Source organism: Caballeronia sp. LZ035 (genome assembly GCF_031451175.1).
Lineage (GTDB): Bacteria > Pseudomonadota > Gammaproteobacteria > Burkholderiales > Burkholderiaceae > Caballeronia.
Window position 1 is genome coordinate 735,760 of record NZ_JARUXS010000004.1, and the last position, 17,546, is coordinate 753,305.

Below are 17,546 nucleotides of genomic sequence, written 5' to 3' on the forward strand. Positions count from 1 at the left end.
CCGATGTGCGAATCGATCGCCTGCATCATCGCGCGCGCCCCGCGCCGCACGCAGACAGACCGGCGGCCTCCCGCCCACGCCGCCTGGACCGAACCTTTCTCCTGACCGACCGCCCGCCGCCGACGCGTCGCGCCGGCTTCTCGCAGCACATCAAGCGCCGTACGAGCGCTGGGAAACACAACGGAGACAGACATGGCAAGCGCAGACACGGTTGTGTCCGGGCAATCGCACGGGCGTCATCACAACAGATGGTTCCAGCTGGTGATCGGCATTCTCTGCATGGGACTGGTCGCCAACCTGCAGTACGCATGGACGCTGTTCGTCGTGCCAATGGATGCCAAGCACCATTGGGGTCAGGCGGCGATCCAGACCGCCTTCACCATCTTCATCGTCACCGAAACCTGGCTCGTGCCCGTGGAGGGCTGGCTCGTCGACAAGTTCGGGCCGCGGCCGGTGGTCATCGGCGGCTCGCTGTGCGCGGCGCTCGGCTGGATCATCGACGCTCACGCGGCCAGCCTCGTGCATCTCTACATCGGGGCGGTCGTGGCAGGCGTGGGCGCGGGGTGCGTGTACGGCACCTGCGTGGGCACGGCGCTCAAGTGGTTCCCGGACAAACGCGGCCTGGCGGCGGGATTGACGGCGGCCGGCTTCGGCGCGGGCGCGGCGGTCACGGTGATTCCGATCTCGAACATGATCCAGCGCTCGGGCTATGAGCATGCGTTAATGTTCTTCGGCATCCTGCAGGGCGTCTGCATCTTCGTACTCGCGCTGATGCTGGTGCGGCCGAAGCCGCCGGCGGGCATCGTTCCGGCGAAGCGCATCGTGGCGACGAAGATCGACTACACCACCAGCCAGATGGTGCGCGCGCCGATCTTCTGGGTGCTTTACCTGATGTTCGTGTTCGTCGCGGCGGGCGGCGTGATCGCGACCGCGCAGTTCGGGCCGATCGCCAAGGAATACGGCTTCGCGAAAATGCCGGTGAACCTGTTCGGCATCACCTTGCCGCTGCTCGCGATGACCTTGTCGATCGACAATCTGTGCAACGGATTCACGCGTCCGCTGTGCGGCTTCATCTCGGACAAGATCGGCCGTGAAAACACGATGTTCATCATCTTCCTGGGCGAGGGCATCGCGCTGCTCGGGCTGATGGAGTTCGGCCACAACCCGTATCTCTTCATGTTGTTCGCGGCGCTGACGTTCCTGTGCTGGGGCGAGATTTTCTCGATCTTCCCCGCAACCTGCGCCGATACCTTCGGCAGCAAGTACGCCGCCGCCAATGCCGGCACGCTGTACACCGCGAAAGGCACGGCGTCGATGCTGGTGCCGCTGGCATCGGTGCTTGCGTCGATCGGCTCGTGGAACGCGGTGTTCATTGCGGCGGCGGTGACGTCGATCGCGGCCGGGCTGTGCGCCAAGTTCGTGCTCGCGCCGATGAGAAAGCGCTGGATCGACAATACGGTCGCGCAGGCGTCGAGTGAATCACCGGTCAATGCGTCGTTCCAGGCCGGCTGGGACGGATCGCACAAGACGGTGCAGTAAGCAGGACGGCGCGGGCATGAGCGATCTGGACGATTCGAGCGATCATGCCGCGCCGGCGCTCAGTGTCTCGCTGCATCAACTGAGACTGTTCGTGACGCTGGCGCGGCATCGCAGCTTCACCCGTGCCGGCGATGCATCCGGGGTCACGCAGTCAGCGGTCAGCCGGGGCATTCGCGAACTCGAAGAAGAAATCGCGCTGCGGCTCTTCGATCGCACCACGCGTCAAGTCACGCTCACCGACACGGGCCGCAAGCTGCTTGCGCGGGTCGCGCCGCTCGTCGAGGAACTGGAAGCGACGCTGCGGCCGCATGGCCGGTTTGGCGCCGAGCCAGGCGTTGTGAATCTCGCGTGCAGCGGCGCACTGGCGGCAAGCCTGCTGCCCGCGATGCTCGCCTCGTGTCGTGCGCGTCTGCCGGATGTCACGGTGGTCGTCCTGGATCGTCCGCAGAACGCCGTGCTCCAGTTCGTGCGCTCGGGCGAGGCCGATATGGGCCTCGTCATTGCGCCTGACACGCTCGACGAACTGTCCGCCGAGCCGCTTTATCCGGACGCGTTCGCGGCGGTGGTCCCGATGTCGCACCGATGGGCCGGGGCCGCGGCGCTCGACTGGCGCCAGCTGCGCGGGACGCCCTTGCTGCTGCTCGACGACGACACCGGCAGCCTCGCCGCCATCGAGGCCGCGCTCGCGCTGCACGGCGTGAGCGGCGCGGTGCGGCAGCGCTTCACCCAGGCGTCGGCGATTGCGCACATGACCACGGCCGGCCTCGGCGTCGGCGTTCTGCCGATGCACGCGCGCACGGCCTGCGATCCCGCCGCGCTTCATCTCCTTCCTCTCATCCCCGCCACCGCGCGCGCGCTGATGCTGGTGCGCCGTCGCGGCCGCGCGCTGCGCGCCAGCGCGGCGAGCGTGTGGTCACACGTCGTTGCATCGACGTCGCATACTGTCGGCAGCGGTCAGATCGCCGAAGCCTGAGCGGCGCCTTCCATTCTTCTTTGCCACTCGCGGCGTCGCCGGCGCATGCGGGTTTTGGCGTGCTCGCCCGTACGCATTACGCCTTGTTCTTGCTCCATACGGAATGTAGTATCTTGTATATCAGTGGACATCGGGCTACAAAACAGGAGACGAACCATGAAGATCTGCGTGTACGGCGCCGGTGCGATCGGCGGCTATATGGGCGCGCAACTGGCGCGCGCGGGAGCCGATGTCAGTTTCGTCGCGCGCGGGCCGCATCTTGCGGCCATGCAGGCGCACGGCGTCAGACTGCGCATCGATGGCGAGGAGCACACCGTCAAGGTGCGCTGCACGAACAATCCCGCTGAACTCGGCCCGCAAGACTTTGTCATCATCGCGCTCAAGGCGCACTCGATTCCCGGCGTCGTCGACCTGATCCCGCCGCTGCTCGGTCCCGACACGGCGATCGTCACCGCCGTCAACGGCCTGCCTTACTGGTACTTCTACAAGCACGGCAACGAACTCGAAGGCACGAAGCTGCAAAGCGTCGATCCGGGCGGACGGCAATGGGATGTGTTCGGGCCGGAGCGTGCCATCGGCTGCGTGCTGCTGCCGGCGGCGGAAATCGCGGAGCCGGGCGTCATCGAACATCACTACGGCAAGAAGTTTCCGATCGGCGAGCCGAGCGGGGAGATCACGCCGCGTCTGCAGGCGTTGCACGATCTGATGGCGAAAGCGGACATGGAAGCGCCGATGCGCGACAACATTCGCGACGAAATCTGGCTCAAGCTGTGGGGCAATCTCTGCTTCAACCCGATCAGCGCGCTCACCGGCGCGACGCTCGACGTCCTGACGAGCGATCCCGGCACCCGCGCGCTCTCGAAGGCGATGATGCTGGAGGCGAAGGCCATCGGCGACAGGATAGGCGTGAATTTCCGTGTCGACGTGGAGCGGCGCATCAACGGCGCGGGCGCGGTGGGCGCGCACAAGACCTCGATGCTGATGGACTGCGAGGCCAAACGTCCGATGGAAATCGATCCACTGATGACTGTCGTGCAGGAAATCGGCCGCCTGGTCCACGTCGAAACGCCGATGCTCGATGCGGTTCTCGCATTGATCAAGCTGCGCGAGGGCGTGAACCAGGGCACCGCCAAGCCTGTGTCGTCCCCGCAGCCGCAAAAAGCGGCCTAAACTGCCTTCATGGCGCCAGCGTTGTTTCTGATATACAAGATTCAAAATATGTTGCGCCCTGTTGCGACGCAACATATACTGAGGGCTCTTGAGTGATTTGACCGGAGCCTGAAATGAGCATCGCCCTGTTGATTGTCGTTGGATTCGCGCTGGTTGCCGTGGGTATGGGTGTTACGTTTATGATTGCATCGGCGGTGCCGCAGAGCATGTTGCAGCGCGCGCAGAATCACGGTCGCTTTGCCGGTCTCGCGGCGGACGACCAGAACGGCGGCTCGGGCAAGCGTATCGACGCTGGCCGTCCGCACTTGGGAAATCAAGCCATCAATGCCATCTGATACTCAATCCGTAGAACGGCCGGAAGTCCGCACCTCGGGACTCACGCTTTCGCTGGAGCCGATCAACGCCACGGTGTCGCTGCGCGACCAGGCGTATGCCAAGCTGCGGCAGGCCATTGCCGAGGCGGACATCTACCGCTCGCGGGAAGAGATTCGTCTCGACGAAAAAGAGCTGACCGAAGCGCTGGGCGTGTCCCGCACGCCTATTCGCGAGGCCATGACGCTGCTGGAGCAGGAAGGGTTTCTGCGCACCGTGCCGCGCCGCGGGGTGTATATCCTGCGCAAGACGAAGCGCGAGATCGTCGAGATGATTCACATGTGGGCGGCGCTGGAGAGCATGGCGGCGCGCCTCGCCACGCAGCGCGCATCGGACGAGGAAATCGCCCAGCTGCGCCATATGTTCGACAACTTCCGCGATTCCACGCCGGCCGAACATATCGACGAATATTCCGAAGCGAATATCGCGTTTCACTCGGCCATCGTGCGGCTGGCGAAGTCGGAGATCATCTTCGACACCATCAAGAACATCTTCGTGCACGTGCGCGCCATCCGCAAAATGACGATCGCGCAGAGCGACCGCGCATCGCGTTCGATCGTCGATCACATGCGGATCATCGAGGCGTTGGAGAAGCGCGATACCGAACTCGTCGAGCGGCTCGTGAAGCAGCATTCGCTCGATCTGGCCGCGTTCGTCGAGGCGAATTGCGACTTTCTGGATTGATCGTCGGGCCAGATGTTTAGTGGTAATGGAAGGCCGCCTGGCATGTGTCAGGCGGCCTTTGTTTTTTGATGTGCGCTGGCATCAGGGTTTCGGACAACCGGAACTCATCGATTGCGCTTCGAGATAACCGCGCTTGTCGTGAACGGACTCGGTGACGATGCGTTGATGGTCGAGTGTGGTGACGTCCACCGCGACGCTTCGTTCGGGCGACGCCGTGGCGGCGGCAATCGACGAGGCAAGTTCCTTGCAGTGAGTGCTCGTGCCGGCGCGCGACGCCGCAACGGCTTCGGGAGGATGCGTGATGTTGGCGTTGCTGCTGCTTTCGAAGCGTGTAGCGGCGGCGTTGTCGGTGAAGGAAGGACTGAGTGAAAGCGCGGGCGCCTCCCGGCCGTTTGCCGAAAGGGCCAACGCGGTGGCGGTTGCTGCGGAGAACAAGCGGATCATGGTGGAGCTGGAAGCGTCGGACAAAATCCGCAGGTTACGACTTCCGCTCGCAGCGACTGACACAATCTGTCATGGCGGGGTTGGGCTAACCCCGCCGCGCTTCCAAAATGACTAGCGCATCGCGCGCAGCATCGTTTCGCCGAGCGCCGCGGGCGAATCCGCCACGCGTATCCCCGCCGATTTCATCGCGTCCATCTTCGCCCCGGCCGTGCCCGAGCCGCCCGAGATGATCGCGCCCGCATGACCCATGCGGCGTCCCGGCGGCGCGGTCGTTCCGGCGATGAAGCCGACCACCGGCTTCTTCGTGCGCGCGTCCTTGAGAAACTGCGCCGCCTCTTCCTCCGCCGATCCGCCGATCTCCCCGATCATGATGATGCCCTCGGTGGCGTCGTCTTCCAGAAAGAGCGACAGGCAGTCGATGAAGTTGGTCCCGTTCACCGGATCGCCGCCGATGCCGATGCACGTCGTCTGCCCGAGCCCGGCGGCGGTCGTCTGCGCGACGGCTTCATACGTGAGCGTGCCCGAACGCGACACCACGCCGATCTTCCCCGGCTGATGGATATGGCCCGGCATGATGCCGATCTTGCATTGCCCCGGCGTGATGACGCCCGGACAGTTGGGCCCGACGAGCCGGCTGTCCGAGCCGCTCAGCGCGCGCTTGACGCGCAGCATGTCGAGCACCGGAATGCCTTCCGTGATGCAGACGATCAACGGCACGTGCGCATCGATGGCTTCGAGGATGGCATCGGCGGCGAAGGGCGGCGGCACGTAGATCACGGAAGCCTCGGCGCCGGTGCGGGCGACGGCTTGCGCGACGGTGTCGAACACCGGCAAGTCCAGATGCGTCGTGCCGCCTTTGCCCGGTGTCACGCCGCCGACCATGCGCGTGCCGTAGGCCAGCGCCTGCTCGGAATGAAAGGTGCCCTGCGCGCCGGTGAAGCCCTGGCAAATCACTCTGGTGTTCCTGTCGATCAGAACGCTCATGTCGGTGTGCTCCTCAATGACGTGCGCCGGCGACCGCGCTGACGATCTTGTCGGCGGCATCGGCGAGGTTGTCGGCGGGAATGATGGTGAGTCCGGACGTGCGCAGAATCTCGCGGCCTGCATCGACGTTCGTGCCGGCCAGGCGCACGACGAGCGGCACGCTCAGGTCGATGTCGCGCGCCGCCGCGACCACGCCTTGCGCGATCACGTCGCAGCGCATGATGCCGCCGAAGATGTTGACCAGGATGCCGCGCACCTTGGGATCGCGCAGGATCAGCTTGAACGCCGTCGCGACGCGTTCTTGCGTCGCGCCGCCGCCGACATCCAGAAAATTGGCCGGCTCGCCGCCATAGAGCTTGATGATGTCCATCGTGGCCATCGCGAGGCCGGCGCCGTTCACCATGCAGCCGATATTGCCGTCGAGCTTCACGTAGTTGAGGCCGTGCTTCGCCGCTTCGATTTCAGCGGGATCTTCCTCGTCCTCGTCGCGCAGTTTTTCGATGTCAGGATGACGGTAGAGCGCGCTGTCGTCGAAATTGAGCTTGGCGTCGAGCGCGATCACGTCGCCCGAACCGGTCACCACCAGCGGATTCACTTCGACGATCGACGCGTCCAGATCCACGAACGCGCGGTACAGCGCCGCGATGAACGTCGATGCCGCCTTCACCTGCTTGCCGTCGAGCCCCAGTCCGAAGGCGATCTGACGCGTGTGGAAGGGCTGCAGGCCGGTGGCCGGATCGATGGCGACCTTGAGGATCTTGTCCGGCGTGCGCTCCGCGACTTCCTCGATCTCCATGCCGCCTTCGGTCGACGCCATGATCGTGATGCGCGATGTCGCGCGATCCACGAGCATGCCGAGATAGAGTTCCCGCGCGATGTCGCAGCCTTCCTCGACGTACAGACGCTTGACCTCCTTGCCCGCCGGCCCGGTTTGTTTGGTCACGAGCACCGACGACAGCATCTTCCGCGCGTTCTCGCGCACGTCTTCCACCGACTTCAAGACGCGCACGCCGCCTTTGCCTTCCGGGTCGTTCGAGAAGCGGCCCGCGCCGCGCCCGCCCGCGTGAATCTGCGACTTGACGACCCAGACGGGTCCGCCGAGAGCGCTGGCGGCATCGGCGGCTTCCTGCGCGGTGAAGGCGACGCGACCTTCCGGCACCGCGACGCCGTACTGCCGCAACAGTGCCTTCGCCTGATATTCGTGAATGTTCATCTCGTCTCCAGAATCCTCTGATGGGAATGGCGCAAAGACGGAACGAACGCTCTCGTCATGCGCTGAAATACTATATATCACATATCAAGGCGCGGCAAAGGGTTTCGCAAGAGTGGTTCAATCGAGCGGAAGGTGCACAGCTATGTTGCGCTGCGCAACAAAAGAAGCGGAGTAGCCTGCGAGACGGCGCTTTCAGCGGATGACGCGTCGCATCACAGGGTTTTCGCCGAGCGGGATACAGTTGACTAATACTGTGTGTGGAATATTGTATATCACATCAACGGCGACCCAATCGAGGTCGACGGAACCGCACACCATCCCATCGAGGAGGAGACAACAATGTCCGAAGTCGTCAGCAGCCGCCCCGAAACCGCTCCCGCCACCACCACCGCCGATGACACCCTGAAGGCGAAGACACGCGGCGCCGGCGTGATTTCGGGCGGCCATCTGGTTGCCCGCGCGCTGAAGAACGAAGGTGTCGATACGATCTTCACGCTATGCGGCGGCCACATCATCGACATCTACGATGGTTGTGTCGACGAAGGCATCCGCATCATCGACGTGCGTCACGAGCAGGTGGCGGCGCACGCGGCCGACGGCTATGCGCGCCAGACCGGCAAGCTCGGCTGCGTCGTGACAACGGCCGGTCCCGGCTGCACGAACGCGGTGACCGGCGTGGCCACGGCGTTCCGCTCCGAAAGCCCGATCATCCATATCGGCGGGCAGGGCGCGCTGACGCAGCACAAGATGGGTTCGCTGCAGGACTTGCCGCACGTCGACATGATGGCGCCCATCACCAAGTTCGCCGCCACGGTGCCGAGCACCGAACGCGTCGCCGACATGATCTCGATGGCCGCGCGCGAAGCCTTCAACGGCGCGCCTGGCCCGGCGTATCTCGAGATTCCGCGCGACGTGCTCGATCGTGAAATCGACCTGACAAAAGCCGTGATTCCGCAACCCGGCCGCTATCGGGCGTCGACGAAATCCGTGGGCGATCCCGCCTCGATCGAGCAACTCGCCGATCTGCTGGTGAACTCGGAGCGGCCCGCCATCCTGTACGGCCAGCAAGTCTGGACCGCGCGCGGTCACGAAGAAGCGATCGCCTTGCTGCGCGGCCTCGACATCCCCGGCTACTTCAACGGCGCGAGCCGCGGCCTGCTGCCGCCGGGCGACCCGCATCATTTCGACCGCACACGCTCGCAGGCTTTCGCGAAGGCGGATCTGATCGTGATCGTCGGCACGCCATTCGACTTCCGCATGGGTTACGGCAAGCGCATCAGCAAGGACCTCAAGCTGGTGCAGATCGACATGGACTACCGCACGGTCGGCAAGAATCGCGACATCGATCTCGGCCTGGTCGGCGATCCGGGTGCGATTCTCGGCGCCGCGCTGCAAGCCGCGAGCGGCCGCCTGAAGAACGACAAGCGCCAGGCGCGCCAGGGCTGGATGCGCGAACTCTCGGCGCTGGAAGAAGCCGCGACGGCCAAGCTGATGCCGCTGTTCACGTCAGACGCCAGCCCGATCCACCCCTACCGCGTCGCGCACGAAATCAACCAGTTCCTCTCCGACGACACCATCTACATCGGCGACGGCGGCGACGTCGTGACGATTTCCGCGCAGGCCGTGCGTCCGCGCCGTCCGGGCCAGTGGATGGATCCGGGCGCGCTGGGATCGCTGGGCGTCGGCACGGGTTTCGCGATCGCGGCGGGCTTGGCCAATCCGGAGAAAGAAGTACTCTGTTATTACGGCGACGGCGCGTTCTCCATGACGTCCTTCGACATGGAAACCGCGAACCGTTTCGGCGTGCCGTACATCGCGGTGATCGGCAACAACTCCGCGATGAACCAGATCCGCTACGGCCAGCTCGCCAAGTACGGCGACGAGCGCGGCAACGTGGGCAACCTGCTGTCGGACGTGCCATACGGCCGCTTTGCCGAGATGCTCGGCGGCTACGGCGAGGAAGTGCGGGAAGCGTCGAAGATTGCCGGCGCGCTGCAACGGGCGCGCGAAGCGGTCGCGAAGACGGGCAAGAGCGCGGTCATCAACATCTGGGTCGATCCGACCGTGTACGCGCCCGGCACGATGGCGCAGACGATGTACAAATAAACGTCGAACCTATAAACATCGATTGAGTTTGGGAGACAAGCCATGACGGTGAAAGTGAACACATCGGGCAAGGCGCTGGATGGCGTGAAGATTCTCGACTTCACGCACGTCCAGTCGGGACCGACCTGCACGCAGTTGCTCGCGTGGTTCGGCGCGGACGTCATCAAGGTGGAGCGCGCGGGCGCGGGCGACATCACGCGGGAGCAGTTGCGCGACATCCCCGACGCCGACAGCCTCTACTTCACGATGCTGAACCACAACAAGCGTTCGATCACCATCGACACGAAGAATCCCGAAGGCAAGAAGGTGCTCGAGACGCTCGTCAAGCAATGCGACGTGCTGGTCGAGAACTTCGCACCGGGCGCGCTCGACCGCATGGGCTTCACGTGGGAGCGCATCCAGGAACTGAATCCGCGCATGATCGTGGCGTCGGTGAAAGGCTTTGGACCGGGACCGTATGAAGACTGCAAGGTCTACGAAAACGTCGCGCAATGCGCGGGCGGCGCGGCTTCCACGACCGGTTTCGACGACGGCCCGCCCACCGTCACCGGCGCGCAGATCGGCGATTCGGGCACGGGGCTGCATCTGGCGCTTGGCATCGTCACGGCGCTGTATCAGCGCAACACGAGCGGACGCGGCCAGCGCGTGCTCGCCGCGATGCAGGACGGCGTGCTGAACCTGTGCCGCGTTAAGCTGCGCGATCAGCAGCGCCTCGAACGCACTGGCGTCATGAAGGAATATCCGCAGTATCCGAACGGCAGCTTCGGCGAGGCGGTGCCGCGCGCGGGCAATGCATCGGGCGGCGGTCAGCCCGGCTGGATCCTGAAGTGCAAGGGCTGGGAAACGGATCCGAATGCGTACATCTACTTCATCACGCAGGCGCCGGTGTGGGGCGAGATCTGCAAGGTGATCGGCCGCGAGGAATGGATCGATCATCCGGACTACAAGACGCCCAATACACGCCTGCCGCACCTGAAGGATATCTTCGACGAGATCGAGCGCTGGACCATGTCGAAGACCAAGTTCCAGGCCATGGAGATTCTCAACAAGCACGACATTCCCTGCGGCCCGATTCTCTCGATGAAGGAAATCGCCGAAGAGCCGTCGTTGCGCAAGACCGGCACCGTGGTGGAAGTGGATCATCCGGTGCGCGGCAAGTACCTCACGGTCGGCAACCCGATCAAGCTCTCTGACAGCCCGACCGAAGTCGTGCGCTCGCCGCTGCTCGGTGAACACACCGACGAAGTCATGGGCGAACTCGGCTACACGCCTGACCAGATCGCCACGCTGAAGAGCCTCGGCGCGATCTAAGTTCTTCCAACCTGCACCGACGTCCGCCTTCGAAAGAAGGCGGCGCGGACTTCTGCACGCCTGAATCAGACGGAGACACGAAAAAATGAACAGCACGGTTGTCCAGGAACGCAGCGACGTCGCGTCGCACGTCACGCATGTCGTCCCGCTGCACGCGCCCGATGCGAAGCGTCGCGTCGCCGAAGTGTTCGATCGCGTGAAAGCCGAAGGCCGCACTTCGCTCACGGCGCCCGAAGGCAAGCTCGTCTGCGATGCATACGGCATCGCCGTGCCACAGGAAGGCGTGGCGAAGTCCGCGGAAGATGCAGCGAAGCTCGCCTCGTTCATCGGCTTTCCGGTGGTGCTCAAGATCGTGTCGCCGGAGATTCTCCACAAGACCGAGGCGGGCGGCGTGCTGGTCGGCGTGAAGAACGAGGCCGAAGCACAGGCCGGCTTCGACACGATCATCTCGAACGCACGCAAGTACGCGCCCGACGCGACGCTCATCGGCGTGCAGGTCCAGCAGATGGTCGGCGCGGGACAGGAAGTGATCATCGGCGCGGTGACGGATCCGTCCTTCGGCAAGCTGATTGCGTTCGGTCTGGGCGGCGTGCTGGTCGAAGTGCTGAAGGACGTTACCTTCCGCCTCGCGCCGGTCACGCGTGACGAAGCGGCATCGATGCTCGACGGCATCCAGGCCGCCGAAGTGCTGCGCGGCGTGCGGGGCGCAGAGCCGGTGCAGCGCGAGGCGCTCATCACGTTGATCGAGCGCGTCTCGCAGCTCGTCGACGACTTCCCGCAGATCTCGGAGATGGACCTGAATCCGGTGTTCGCGAGCCCGACTGGCGCGGTGGCGGCGGACGTGCGCATCGTGATGGACTTCGGGCCCGCCGCGCCGCGTTACCGTCCGACGCAGGAACAGATCGTCACGCAGATGAACCGCATCATGAAGCCGGATGCGGTTGCGGTGATCGGCGCGTCGAACGAGGACGGCAAGATCGGCAATTCGGTGATGAAGAACCTCATCAACGGCGGCTATCAGGGCGCCATCTATCCGATCCATCCGAAGGCCGATGAGATCATGGGCCGCAAGGCCTACCGCAGCGTGAAGGACGTGCCCGGCGTGATCGATGTCGCCGTGTTCGCGATTCCGGCGAAGTTCGTCGCGCAGGCGTTGGTGGAAGTGGGCGAGAAGCAGATCCCGGGCGCGGTGCTGATTCCGTCGGGCTTTGCGGAGACCGGCAATCATGAAGGGCAGGAGGAGATCGTCAAGATCGCGCGCCAGTACGACATCCGCATGATGGGCCCGAACATCTACGGCTTCTACTACACGCCCAAGAACCTCTGCGCAACCTTCTGCACGCCCTATGACGTGAAGGGCAAGGCGGCGCTGTCGTCGCAGTCGGGCGGCATCGGCATGGCGATCATCGGCTTCTCGCGCTCGGCGAAGATGGGTGTGTCGGCGATCGTCGGTCTCGGCAACAAGAGCGATATCGACGAAGACGATCTGCTCACCTTCTTCGAACAGGACGACAACACCGAGATCATCGCGCAGCATTGCGAGGACCTGAAAGACGGACGCGCTTTCGCCGAAGCCGCGCGGCGCGTGTCGAAGAAGAAGCCGGTGGTGGTGCTGAAGGCCGGCCGCACGAGCCTCGGCGCGCGCGCGGCGAGTTCGCACACGGGCGCGCTCGCGGGCAACGACAAGATCTACGAAGACGTGTTCGCGCAATGCGGCGTGATCCGCGCGCGTTCGCTGCGCGACCTGCTCGAATTCGCGCGCGGCATTCCGAAGCTGCCGACGCCCAAGGGCGAGAACACTGTCATCATCACCGGCGCGGGCGGCTCGGGCGTGTTGCTGTCGGATGCGTGCGTCGACAACGGTCTCTCGCTGATGACCATGCCAGACGATCTCGACGCAGCCTTCCGCAAGTTCATTCCGCCGTTCGGCGCGGCGGGCAATCCGGTCGACATCACGGGCGGCGAACCGCCTGCAACCTACCAGAACACGATCCGCCTCGGTCTGGAAGACGACCGCATCCATTCGATCATCCTCGGTTACTGGCACACCATCATCACGCCGCCGATGGTCTTCGCGAAGCTGGTGATCGAGGTGAAGGAGGAGATGAAGGCGCGCGGCATCGAGAAGCCGATCGTCGCATCGCTCGCGGGCGACGTACAGGTGGAGGAAGCCGCCGAGTATCTGTACGAGCACGGCGTGCCGGCCTATGCGTATTCCACTGAGCTGCCGGTCGCGGTGCTCGGGGCGAAGTACAAGTGGGCGCGCGGCGCGGGTCTCATCTAAGGAGCATGGAGGAGGGGACGAGAGAGCGCGGGCCACGCATGCCCGCGCTCCTTTTTCCAAGGGAGACAGACATGACACACTGGATTCGCTTCCGCGATGCGGACGAACGCATCGGCTTCGGCACGCTCGACCCGCATTCGGGCCGCGTGGTGCAGCATGACGGCGCGATGTTCGATCAGCCGCGCCCGACCGAGATCACCTGGGCCGTCGACGACCTCACGCTGCTCGCGCCATGCCAGCCGAGCAAGGTGATCGCCCTGTGGAACAACTACTACGCGCTGTCGCGCAAGCTCGACAAGCCGCCGCCGCAGCATCCGTTGTTTCTCATCAAGCCGCCGATGTCGGTCATCGGGCCGCACGAGTCGATCCGCCGGCCGCGCAGCTATCACGGCAAGATCGCGTATGAAGGCGAGCTGGGCATCGTGATTGGCAGGACGGTGAGCGGCGCGTCGGTGGAGGAAGCCGAGTCGGCGATCTTCGGCTATACCTGCGTCAACGACGTGACGGCCATCGAGCTGTTGCAGGAAGATCCTAACTTCGCGCAATGGTGCCGCTCGAAAGGCTTCGACACGTTCACCTGTCTCGGGCCCGCGATCGTCACGCCGGGCAACGGCTTCGACTGGCGCACGGCGAACGTGGTGACGACGCTCGAAGGCGTCGAACGGCAGAACTATCCGCTCGACGACATGATCTTTTCGCCCGCGGAGCAGGTGAGCCTGTTGTCGCAGGACATGACCCTCGTACCCGGCGATGTCATCGCGTGCGGCACGTCGATCGGCGTCGGCTCGATCAAGGACGGGGCGCGCGTGGAGGTGTCGATTGCGGGCATCGGCACGTTGTCGAACATGCTGGCGGCTTGAGGGAGCGCGGCATGTCAGATCTACTGGCGGGCGCGTTGCTCGTGCTGGCGATCATCGGCTGGCGACGGCCGCATGTCGCGCTGCACAGCGTGCTGATCACGTTCGCTTTTGTTGCCGCGCAGCTGCCGGATGGCGCGCTTGCGATCTGCGTGGGCGGTGTACTCGCGGCTTGCCTTGGCTTGCAGGACTCGACGCGATGGCGCGCGCCGCTTCACCTCGCAATGGCCGGCATGTGTGCAGCGCTCGCCTACGCGCTCGGCGCGCAGCCCGGCGGGCTCGCGGTGCTGATGGCCGTCGCGATGCTGATGCTGATTGGCGCGCATCTGGCGCTTGCGTTCGGCGTACCCGTTGCAAGTCTGTTGAGCGCACTGGCAGCGGCGGGGCTCGCCACGGCATTGACCATCGACGGCACGCACGTTGTGCTGGCAATCGCTTGCACTGTGTTGGGCATCAGCTGCGCGCGGAGCGTGTCGTTTGCCGGCATCGCGCGCGAGACGCCCTGAAAAAACGAAGCCGGTGCAACGAGGCACCGGCTTGCGTGTCCATCTCTTCGGCGCGGGGCGAACGCGCCGAATGCATCAGCGATCGCGATTCCACAACGCGCCGAGCACGAAGCCCACGGCGGCGGCAATCAGCACGCCCTGAATCGGCTGGCTGGCCACGGCCACGCGCACGTGATCCACTGTCTGCCCATAGCTTTCCTGCAGATTGCCAAAGGCCTGGCGCACCTTGCCTTCGGCCTGCATCTGTTCGTCGCCCGTCAGCGCGCCGACCGCGTCCTGCACCTTGCCGGCGACCTTTTGCGCCGCACCTTCAATCTGATCCTGCACCATGGTGCCTCCATTCGGTTGAGCGGTTCCCAAGAAAACCCTCGTGCATTCCGCCACGAGGGAACGCATGTCAGCAGCACGGTTCGTGCCCAGCGCAGTCACGCCGGACCGATCAGCCCCCGAACCGTGTCGATCAGGTCGTCGATGGAAAACGGCTTGCGGCGGAACTGCGCGTGCGGATGGGTGATCGCGGGCGCGTGGGCCGCGGCGCTCATCAGGATGACGGGCACGTGGGCCAGTTCGTCGCTGGCGGCGAGTGCGTCGATGAGTTCGACGCCGTTCATGTGCGGCATCATCCAGTCGGTGATGATGAGCGCGGGCGCGCTGGAGCGCGCGGCGTCGAGCGCCGTGCGTCCGTTCGACGCGGTCGACACCTCGTAGCCCTCCATTTCGAGTACGAGCCGCCACGTGGTGAGAATGTCGAATTCGTCGTCGACGACGAGGATTTTTTTCATGAACGCGCGCCGGGATCGGACACGGAAAGCGCGGGCCCGGCCGACGGATGCCCGGACAAGAGACCTGTCGGGCCGATGAAGCCGTCGCTGATGTGCAGGCCGCGTGCGTCGATGGTGAGCCTGCGAATGGCGGAATCGTGCGCGCCTTCGCGCTGCTTGATGACCGACACCATGCGGTACAGCGACGAATTCGCCTCGATGTAGCGCAGCAACACGATGTTCTCGGTCATCGCGGAGGCGCGCAGCGTGGACGGCTGCCGCGTCTCGCCGTAGAGCGGCATCTCCTCGGTCATGACCGTGGTCACGCCGGCTTCGCGCAGGCGGTGCGACAGCGCGTTCAGGAACAGCCCGAAGCGCTCCACGCGGTTGGCGGACTGATGAAAGCCGTCTATGCCGTCCACTACGAGGCGTGATGCTTTCGCGTCTTTCACGGCGGTCAGCAACTCGTTGGCGAGTTCGTCGATGGCCAGTTCCACGGCCGGATGCCAGTGGATCGTGAGCCGGCCGTCCTGGAGCGCCGGCGCGAGATCGATGCCCACCGAATGCGCCTTGGCGATCAGCCGCGACGGCGATTCATAGAAGCCGAAGTAGACGCAGCGCTCGCCACGCTCGATGCCCGCTTGCAGGAACTTGAGCGACATCAGCGTCTTGCCGACACCCGAAGGACCGACGAGCGTCGTGGTCGAACCGCGCACCACGCCGCCGCCGAGCATCTGGTCGAAATCCGGGAACGCGAAACCGAGCCGGCTCTTGAAGTCCGGAATGTCGACATCGTCGGCCGCGGTCGCCTCGATGCGCGGGAACGTCACGAGTCCCCGCTCGGTGATCTTGAAGAAGTGCTTGCCAAGCAGATGATCGCGGGCTCGCAGCTTGTGCACCTCGATCTCGCGCGCGCGCCGCATGCCGGTGTTGTAGCGGTTCAGCTCGATCAGGCCGTCCACCAGCGTGTGTTCGGGATGCGGTTCGTTGCCGGAGAGCGGCGCGAGAATCAGCGTGGTGCAGCGCGCGGCGCTGACGAAGGCGGACAACTCGTGAATGAACTGCGACAGTTCGAGTTCGGTCGAGCTGAACTCGCGGGCGCTGCGGAAACCGTCGATCACCATGAAGCGCGGGCGGCTCGTCTTGATCGTCGCGGCGATCAGCGACAGAAAGCCGGACAGGCCGTCGCGCATCAGCTCGTGATAGCCGGAGACGAACAGCATGCGGTCGGAGATGGCATCGGCGTCGTAGAACGACAGCGGCTTCAGATGCGACAGCAGCTTGGTGTGCGACTCCGCGATCAGCGTGATGTACAGCACCATGTCGCCCTGCGCGACGCGGTGAAAGCCGATTTGCGACGACAGGATCGTCTTGCCCGCGCCTGCCATGCCTTCGATCAGATACAGGCCGCCTTCGACAAGCCCGCCGCCGAGAATATCGTCCAGCCCGGTGACGCCGGTCGTGACGTTGCCATTGCGGTCGGGGTCGGGGGCGGAGGAATCGGCGGGCTGGTGGGCGTCTTGAGTCATGGAGTGTCGTTTTTACTTGGGCATCGGCGTTGGGCGAACGCGATTATGGCTGACTCTTGTCAAGAAATGTCCGCTGGCCATGACACGTGCGCGGGCTGCATGTGCGTGGCGAGCCTGCTGTGGCGCGGCTGTGCGGGTGTTGCGGGCCCTTCGGCCGTAGCGCCGACTTTGCGAAATTCGCGCAAATGTCCCGGACACAGATGTTCGTGAGTCGCATTTTCCGCGCCCGGTGTCCGCAGTGCATGGCCCGATTCAAGGCACGGTTTTCGGACATGGCCGCAGTCAGAACAGCGCGAGCTGCTCGCGCCCGGGTCCGCCTTCGAGCGTCAACAGGTGACGCTTGCGTTCGACGCCGCCGGCATAGCCGGTCAGTTCCCCGTCGCCGCCGATCACGCGATGGCACGGCACGATGATCGCGACGGGATTGCGGCCGTTCGCGCCGCCGACCGCGCGCGCGGCGCCAGGCGGCAAGCCGAGGCGGCGGGCGAGATCGCCATAGGTCCAGGCGTCGCCGAAGGGAATCTGTTGCAGCAGTTCCCAGACGCGCCGCTGGAACTCGGTGCCGCCGAGCCGCAGCGGCACGTCGAAGCTCGCGCGCTGTCCCGCGAAATAGTCGGCGATCTGTTCCTGGGCAGCCGCGATGGCGCGAGATACCGGCGGGGAGTCCGACAAGGTGACCTCGCGCGCGTGGGCAGGAAAGTGCTTTTGCCCGATGAAGAACAGGCCCGTCAGGGCGTCGTGCTCGGCGCGGTAGAGGATGGGCCCGAGCGGACTCGGGCCGACATGACATTCGATCACTTCGGTTCTCCGCGC

The 17,546-nt window shown here is 64.7% G+C and carries 17 protein-coding genes; 10 read left to right on the forward strand and 7 right to left on the reverse strand.

The window, feature by feature from the left end; genetic code table 11:
- Positions 1-192 precede the first annotated feature (192 nt).
- The 5 genes from oxlT (at position 193) to QCE88_RS33780 (ending at position 4,738) form a co-directional block, all read left to right on the forward strand.
- Positions 193-1,539, forward strand: coding sequence for an oxalate/formate MFS antiporter (oxlT, locus tag QCE88_RS33760; protein ID WP_309909733.1), 1,347 nt, complete (start codon positions 193-195; stop codon positions 1,537-1,539).
- A 16-nt stretch (positions 1,540-1,555) separates the two neighbouring features.
- Positions 1,556-2,512 carry a LysR family transcriptional regulator gene (locus QCE88_RS33765; protein WP_309909735.1) on the forward strand — a complete coding sequence of 319 codons (957 nt, stop codon included), beginning with the start codon at positions 1,556-1,558 and terminating at the stop codon, positions 2,510-2,512.
- A 156-nt stretch (positions 2,513-2,668) separates the two neighbouring features.
- Complete coding sequence (locus QCE88_RS33770) at positions 2,669-3,682, forward strand: 2-dehydropantoate 2-reductase (protein ID WP_309909736.1); 1,014 nt, start codon at positions 2,669-2,671, stop codon at positions 3,680-3,682.
- Between the two features lie 113 nt (positions 3,683-3,795).
- Positions 3,796-4,017: a hypothetical protein gene (locus QCE88_RS33775; RefSeq protein ID WP_309909738.1), complete on the forward strand. Its 222-nt coding sequence runs from the start codon at positions 3,796-3,798 to the stop codon at positions 4,015-4,017.
- Positions 4,007-4,738: a GntR family transcriptional regulator gene (locus QCE88_RS33780; protein WP_309909740.1), complete on the forward strand. Its 732-nt coding sequence runs from the start codon at positions 4,007-4,009 to the stop codon at positions 4,736-4,738. Before QCE88_RS33775 ends, QCE88_RS33780 begins: the two co-directional genes overlap by 11 nt.
- Positions 4,739-4,819: 81 nt before the next feature.
- Here QCE88_RS33780 and QCE88_RS33785 read toward each other — a convergent pair whose 3' ends face one another.
- From QCE88_RS33785 to sucC, 3 genes are all read right to left on the reverse strand, one after another.
- A complete protein-coding gene (locus tag QCE88_RS33785) occupies positions 4,820-5,182 on the reverse strand; it encodes a hypothetical protein (protein WP_309909741.1) in 363 nt (120 codons plus the stop codon).
- 111 nt (positions 5,183-5,293) lie between these two features.
- A complete protein-coding gene (gene sucD / locus QCE88_RS33790) occupies positions 5,294-6,166 on the reverse strand; it encodes a succinate--CoA ligase subunit alpha (protein ID WP_309909742.1) in 873 nt (290 codons plus the stop codon).
- A 13-nt stretch (positions 6,167-6,179) separates the two neighbouring features.
- The gene (gene sucC / locus QCE88_RS33795) at positions 6,180-7,379 is read right to left on the reverse strand and encodes an ADP-forming succinate--CoA ligase subunit beta (protein ID WP_309909744.1); all 1,200 of its coding nucleotides are present in this window, start codon (positions 7,377-7,379) and stop codon (positions 6,180-6,182) included.
- 339 nt (positions 7,380-7,718) lie between these two features.
- Here sucC and QCE88_RS33800 point away from each other — a divergent pair, with 339 nt between their 5' ends.
- The 5 genes from QCE88_RS33800 (at position 7,719) to QCE88_RS33820 (ending at position 14,443) form a co-directional block, all read left to right on the forward strand.
- Positions 7,719-9,485 carry a thiamine pyrophosphate-binding protein gene (locus QCE88_RS33800; RefSeq protein ID WP_309909745.1) on the forward strand — a complete coding sequence of 589 codons (1,767 nt, stop codon included), beginning with the start codon at positions 7,719-7,721 and terminating at the stop codon, positions 9,483-9,485.
- Between the two features lie 42 nt (positions 9,486-9,527).
- Entirely contained in the window at positions 9,528-10,796 is a 1,269-nt protein-coding gene (gene frc, locus QCE88_RS33805; RefSeq protein ID WP_309909747.1) for a formyl-CoA transferase, read from the forward strand.
- A gap of 85 nt (positions 10,797-10,881) precedes the next feature.
- Positions 10,882-13,080, forward strand: coding sequence for an acetate--CoA ligase family protein (locus QCE88_RS33810; protein ID WP_309909748.1), 2,199 nt, complete (start codon positions 10,882-10,884; stop codon positions 13,078-13,080).
- Between the two features lie 71 nt (positions 13,081-13,151).
- Positions 13,152-13,940, forward strand: coding sequence for a fumarylacetoacetate hydrolase family protein (locus tag QCE88_RS33815; protein ID WP_309909749.1), 789 nt, complete (start codon positions 13,152-13,154; stop codon positions 13,938-13,940).
- Positions 13,941-13,951: 11 nt separating this feature from the next.
- On the forward strand, positions 13,952-14,443 hold the full coding sequence (locus QCE88_RS33820) for a hypothetical protein (protein WP_309909750.1): 492 nt from the start codon (positions 13,952-13,954) through the stop codon (positions 14,441-14,443).
- 75 nt (positions 14,444-14,518) lie between these two features.
- On the opposite strand, the gene QCE88_RS33825 is transcribed toward QCE88_RS33820, so the two are convergent.
- From QCE88_RS33825 to QCE88_RS33840, 4 genes are all read right to left on the reverse strand, one after another.
- The gene (locus tag QCE88_RS33825; protein ID WP_309909751.1) at positions 14,519-14,773 is read right to left on the reverse strand and encodes a CsbD family protein; all 255 of its coding nucleotides are present in this window, start codon (positions 14,771-14,773) and stop codon (positions 14,519-14,521) included.
- A 95-nt stretch (positions 14,774-14,868) separates the two neighbouring features.
- Positions 14,869-15,225, reverse strand: a complete 357-nt coding sequence (locus QCE88_RS33830) for a response regulator (RefSeq protein WP_309909752.1) — start codon at positions 15,223-15,225, stop codon at positions 14,869-14,871.
- On the reverse strand, positions 15,222-16,733 hold the full coding sequence (locus tag QCE88_RS33835) for an ATPase domain-containing protein (RefSeq protein WP_309909753.1): 1,512 nt from the start codon (positions 16,731-16,733) through the stop codon (positions 15,222-15,224). The genes QCE88_RS33830 and QCE88_RS33835 overlap by 4 nt, the downstream gene beginning before the upstream one ends.
- Positions 16,734-17,015: 282 nt before the next feature.
- Positions 17,016-17,531, reverse strand: a complete 516-nt coding sequence (locus tag QCE88_RS33840) for a methylated-DNA--[protein]-cysteine S-methyltransferase (protein WP_309909754.1) — start codon at positions 17,529-17,531, stop codon at positions 17,016-17,018.
- Positions 17,532-17,546 lie beyond the last annotated feature (15 nt).

Coding starts and splice junctions, on each gene's coding strand:
- oxlT (WP_309909733.1), top strand. CDS start 193: ATGGCAAGCGCAGACACGGTTGTGTCCGGGCAATCGCACGGGCGTCAT.
- QCE88_RS33765 (WP_309909735.1), top strand. CDS start 1,556: ATGAGCGATCTGGACGATTCGAGCGATCATGCCGCGCCGGCGCTCAGT.
- QCE88_RS33770 (WP_309909736.1), top strand. CDS start 2,669: ATGAAGATCTGCGTGTACGGCGCCGGTGCGATCGGCGGCTATATGGGC.
- QCE88_RS33775 (WP_309909738.1), top strand. CDS start 3,796: ATGAGCATCGCCCTGTTGATTGTCGTTGGATTCGCGCTGGTTGCCGTG.
- QCE88_RS33780 (WP_309909740.1), top strand. CDS start 4,007: ATGCCATCTGATACTCAATCCGTAGAACGGCCGGAAGTCCGCACCTCG.
- QCE88_RS33785 (WP_309909741.1), bottom strand. CDS start 5,182: ATGATCCGCTTGTTCTCCGCAGCAACCGCCACCGCGTTGGCCCTTTCG.
- sucD (WP_309909742.1), bottom strand. CDS start 6,166: ATGAGCGTTCTGATCGACAGGAACACCAGAGTGATTTGCCAGGGCTTC.
- sucC (WP_309909744.1), bottom strand. CDS start 7,379: ATGAACATTCACGAATATCAGGCGAAGGCACTGTTGCGGCAGTACGGC.
- QCE88_RS33800 (WP_309909745.1), top strand. CDS start 7,719: ATGTCCGAAGTCGTCAGCAGCCGCCCCGAAACCGCTCCCGCCACCACC.
- frc (WP_309909747.1), top strand. CDS start 9,528: ATGACGGTGAAAGTGAACACATCGGGCAAGGCGCTGGATGGCGTGAAG.
- QCE88_RS33810 (WP_309909748.1), top strand. CDS start 10,882: ATGAACAGCACGGTTGTCCAGGAACGCAGCGACGTCGCGTCGCACGTC.
- QCE88_RS33815 (WP_309909749.1), top strand. CDS start 13,152: ATGACACACTGGATTCGCTTCCGCGATGCGGACGAACGCATCGGCTTC.
- QCE88_RS33820 (WP_309909750.1), top strand. CDS start 13,952: ATGTCAGATCTACTGGCGGGCGCGTTGCTCGTGCTGGCGATCATCGGC.
- QCE88_RS33825 (WP_309909751.1), bottom strand. CDS start 14,773: ATGGTGCAGGATCAGATTGAAGGTGCGGCGCAAAAGGTCGCCGGCAAG.
- QCE88_RS33830 (WP_309909752.1), bottom strand. CDS start 15,225: ATGAAAAAAATCCTCGTCGTCGACGACGAATTCGACATTCTCACCACG.
- QCE88_RS33835 (WP_309909753.1), bottom strand. CDS start 16,733: ATGACTCAAGACGCCCACCAGCCCGCCGATTCCTCCGCCCCCGACCCC.